The following is a 3,102-nucleotide window of genomic DNA, read 5'->3' as shown; positions in this document are numbered from 1 at the left end:
CGTGAGCGCGATGAACATCCCACCTTTTCTTTTGTGATTTTGGCCGCTTGATATGCTCCTTCATCGACAGGAGCGGAACGGAATGGTTGGAGAAGACGCTAATGCCATGCTTGGAGACATGGATGAAGGCATGCATGAGGCCAGGCATGAAGGAAAATACCGTCGGATCGAGGTGATCACCGGTCGGCGCAAGCGGCGGGATTGGACTGACGAGGAGAAGGCGCGGATTGTCGATGAGACTGCAGATCCAGATGTGAACATTTCGGCTGTTGCCCGGCGTTTTGGCGTCAATCGTGGCTTGCTGAATGTCTGGCGTCGAGAGGCCGGGTTGACGGGGCGAAGGGCAGTCAAGGCCTCCGTTCAGGAGCCAGCGTTCGTGCCGGTGACGGTGGTTGGCGACCATGCCTCGCAGCGAGCGACATTCGATATCGCGAGCGCTGCTGCAGGTAGAATTGAGATCCAGATCGACGGCGCGCGCATGACCGTGATGGGCTCGGTGGCGCCCGAGTTGGCACAGGCGATGTTGGCGGCGCTTCGAGGCCGTCGGTGATCGGAGTTTCTGCTGTTGGCGTGAAGATCATGGTGGCGACGCAACCTGTCGATTTCCGGCGCGGCATGAATGGCCTGGTGGCTTTGGTGGCGTCAGCCCTTGCGGCAGATCCCTATTGTGGTGACGTGTTCGTGTTCCGCGCCAAGCGTCTCGATCGCCTGCGTTACATTTATTGGGATGGATCCGGAATGATTCTGGCGACGAAGTGGTTGGAGGCGGGCAAGTTCGTTTGGCCCCCGATTAAGAACGGTGCGATGACGATGTCGGCCGAGCAATTTGGCCTGCTGATCGCCGGGCTGGATTGGACAAGGATCGATTGCAAGCATGTCAGAAAGCCGACGAAAGTGGCGTGATGTGATTGTAATTGCTTGAAGATTTTCCGGATCATGGTAATCTTCAGTATGTCATTGAGCCAAGATCAACTTCTGCAGAATATCGAGCATTTGAGCCGAACGGTTCATGCTCTCGATGCAGAGAACGCTGATCTTAAAGCCGAGATAGACTATCTCAAGCGCCTGATCCATGGGGCTCGGTCGGAGAAGCTTGCGACGATCAATCCGACGCAAACCAGTCTGGATCTCGGTGACCTCTCGGATGTTCCGACCGCGGCCAACGATGATCGCCCACAAAATCATCTTCCAACGCCACGGCGATCTGCAGGGCGCAATATGGGTGCGCTCCCCAAGCATCTCCCGCGCTATGAGGTTGTCATCGAGCCGGAGAGCAAGACATGCTCGTGCTGCGCGGGCGACCTGCACCGCGTCGGAGAAACAACCACCGAAGCGCTCGATATCGTTCCCGCCATCCTGCGGGTAAAGCGGACCATTCGCCCCCGCTATGCCTGCCGGGCCTGCACAGACGGGATCACCCAGGCGCCAGCGCCGGCACGCTTCATGGATGGCGGAATGGCGACGACGGCGCTCGCAGCGCATATCGTGACATCCAAGTTTGCATGGCACCTGCCACTCTATCGGCAAACCCAGATCTTTGCAGGTCACGGGATCGTGCTGGATCGAGGAACACTCGGGTCCTGGGTTGAACGCGTGGCATGGTGGCTGGAGCCCCTCTATGCCAGGCTTCTTGCCTTCATTCGATCGCAGCCCAGGGTCTTCTGCGACGAAACGCGCCTCCCACGCCTCGATCCGGGGCGTAAACGAACCAAGGTCTGTCAGCTATGGGCGCATGCCGTGGATGATCGCCCCTGGAATGGTCCGGCACCCCCTGCCATTGGTTATATCTTTTCCGAGAGCCGCAGTGCCCGCGAGGCCGAACGCCAGTTGGCATCTTTCGATGGCGTCCTTCAGGTGGATGGATATGCGGCATACAAAACCCTTGCCAAACGGCGTGGCAAAAGCAATGCGCATCCATTGCGGCTGGCATTCTGCCTAGCTCACGCTCGACGCAAGTTCGTGGATGTCGTCAAGCTGACCGGCTCATCGGATGCCCTGGAGATTGTATCGATCATGGCGCAGGTCTATCTGATCGAACAGCAGATCCGAGGGCAGAGCGCTGAAGAGCGCCGCCAGGCGCGGCAGTCAACATCGCTTGCGATCATGAGGTCACTGAAGGCCCGCCTGCTCGACCTGAAGGGCGATATCTCGACCCAGTCGGCCCTCGCCAAGGCCATCAACTATACGCTCACGCACTGGACCGGCCTCACGGCCTTCCTCGACGATGGAACGATCGAAGTCGATAGCAACATAGTCGAACGTTCGATGAAGTCCGTTGCCCTTACAAGAAAGAATTCGATGTTCGTCGGCAACGCCCGAGGTGGCGAGACCTTTGCCATCCTGGCGTCGCTGATCAATTCGGCTAAGTTGAACGGGCTGGATCCGCAGACTTGGCTCGCTGACGTCCTGGAGCGCATCGTATCCGGTCAGACGACGATCAACCACCTCGATACACTGCTCCCTTGGAATTGGTCGCCCGAGCAGACCAGGCAAGCAGCATGAAACGGCCATGTGTCTCCTATGACGAGCTCGATGAACGTCTGCGCGGCGACGGACATAACGACTATGTGGGAATGAGCGCGATCGATGGCTTGGTCGCGGCGATCGTCGCTGGCCCCGTGCCGGTGGCGCCAGCAGTCTGGCTGCCGAACGTCTTCGGCGGAACCGTACCCCAAACCAAGCCTGGCTCGATCGAAGAACGTCTCGTCAATACCGTTCTCAATCGGCATGACGAAGTGGACCATCTCCTCGCACATGCCCCGGGCGACTATTATCCGATCTTCATGCAGGACAAGGGCAAGACGATCGTCGACGCCTGGGCGATCGGCTTTGCCCTGGGACTGGGACTGGGTGGCGAGGCATGGGCACCGATCCTGCTGGCGACACCAAAGCCCATCATCACCCCGATCATGGCCGTCAATCCGCACCTCGCCAAAATGCTGTTCCGACTGTCACCGCAAGAAAAACGAAAAGTCCGAGCGACCGGTCATCTCCATATTCGAGCAGCCGTCACCCAGCTCTATGCTGTCACCCGCGCCGTCCGCCAGTAGTCAGGAACACAAACTGGCCTCTGCCACAACGTGGCGTGTTCGTCGCGCTCAC

Annotated in this window: 4 protein-coding genes; all 4 read left to right on the top strand. The window is 58.8% G+C overall.

Annotation, left to right across the window (positions count from 1 at the left end):
• Positions 1–82 precede the first annotated feature (82 nt).
• The 4 genes from tnpA to C8J33_RS26615 all read left to right on the top strand — a co-directional run bounded on the left by tnpA (position 83) and on the right by C8J33_RS26615 (position 3,050).
• Positions 83–550 (top strand): IS66-like element accessory protein TnpA, encoded by a 468-nt coding sequence (gene tnpA / locus C8J33_RS26630; protein ID WP_132443227.1) that lies wholly within the window; start codon positions 83–85, stop codon positions 548–550.
• A complete protein-coding gene (gene tnpB, locus C8J33_RS26625; protein WP_110803301.1) occupies positions 547–903 on the top strand; it encodes an IS66 family insertion sequence element accessory protein TnpB in 357 nt (118 codons plus the stop codon). The genes tnpA and tnpB overlap by 4 nt, the downstream gene beginning before the upstream one ends.
• Positions 904–951: 48 nt before the next feature.
• Positions 952–2,502: an IS66 family transposase gene (tnpC, locus tag C8J33_RS26620; RefSeq protein ID WP_132443228.1), complete on the top strand. Its 1,551-nt coding sequence runs from the start codon at positions 952–954 to the stop codon at positions 2,500–2,502.
• 71 nt (positions 2,503–2,573) lie between these two features.
• Positions 2,574–3,050 (top strand): UPF0149 family protein, encoded by a 477-nt coding sequence (locus C8J33_RS26615; protein ID WP_245419597.1) that lies wholly within the window; start codon positions 2,574–2,576, stop codon positions 3,048–3,050.
• Positions 3,051–3,102 lie beyond the last annotated feature (52 nt).

It is taken from the genome of Rhizobium sp. PP-CC-3G-465 (assembly GCF_004343445.1).
Taxonomy (GTDB): domain Bacteria; phylum Pseudomonadota; class Alphaproteobacteria; order Rhizobiales; family Rhizobiaceae; genus Ferranicluibacter; species Ferranicluibacter rubi.
The sequence above is the reverse complement of the archived record's forward strand: the minus strand, read 5'-3'. Positions and strand labels throughout refer to the sequence as shown.

Coding starts and splice junctions, on each gene's coding strand:
- tnpA (WP_132443227.1), top strand. CDS start 83: ATGGTTGGAGAAGACGCTAATGCCATGCTTGGAGACATGGATGAAGGC.
- C8J33_RS26615 (WP_245419597.1), top strand. CDS start 2,574: ATGAGCGCGATCGATGGCTTGGTCGCGGCGATCGTCGCTGGCCCCGTG.
- tnpC (WP_132443228.1), top strand. CDS start 952: ATGTCATTGAGCCAAGATCAACTTCTGCAGAATATCGAGCATTTGAGC.